This is a genomic window from Pseudoalteromonas rubra, assembly GCF_004212645.1.
Lineage (GTDB): Bacteria > Pseudomonadota > Gammaproteobacteria > Enterobacterales > Alteromonadaceae > Pseudoalteromonas > Pseudoalteromonas rubra_G.
Genome location: NZ_PPUZ01000176.1, coordinates 1 through 608 on the forward strand (window position 1 = coordinate 1; position 608 = coordinate 608).

Genomic DNA, 608 nt, shown 5'->3' on the forward strand with positions numbered 1-608 from the left:
AAACAACCGAGACCACCTTTGGGTACGATGTGCTGAATCGGGTTACCACAGTAAATGGCGATAATGAGCGCTACGTCTATGACGCCAATGGTAATCTCAAGAGCAAAGACGGCTGGACACAAAAGTATGGCAAGGCAGGTGAGCCCTTACATGCTATCTATGAGCGGGTTAAAGGCGCGCAGACAGAGACCTTCAGCTACGATGCCAATGGTAACCAGCTGTCTGCAACGGTGCATCTGAACGGCCGTACCCACACACGCACGCTGGCTTACCAAGTTTTGAAAGACACCCACCCCAAACTGGCGTACAGGAGCTGCGCCGTCTATCTTTAGGTAATACTCAATGGATTGAGAATAATGGACTATGCCAACAGCAAGGAAGCGGCAGGTTAGCCTGTCTGATACCAAATACTACCACTGCATATCCCGATGTGTTCGTCGGGCATTTCTATGCGGCCAAGACCGCTTAACGGGTCAATCTTATGAACATCGTCGAGACTGGGTAGAAGAAAAACTACTGGCCCTTGGCAAGGTATTTTGCATAAGTTTTGAAAGACACCCACCGTAAACTGGCGTATAGGAGCTACACCGTCTACCTTTAGGTAATAC

General features: G+C 49.2%; 1 protein-coding gene and 1 pseudogene. Both read left to right on the forward strand.

What is annotated here, in order from left to right:
• On the forward strand, positions 1-332 hold a 332-nt coding region (locus tag C3B51_RS23750), incomplete at its 5' end, for a hypothetical protein (RefSeq protein WP_165389237.1).
• A 31-nt stretch (positions 333-363) separates the two neighbouring features.
• A pseudogene (locus C3B51_RS23395) lies at positions 364-543 on the forward strand (transposase); the annotation flags it as partial.
• Between the last annotated feature and the right edge of the window lie 65 nt (positions 544-608).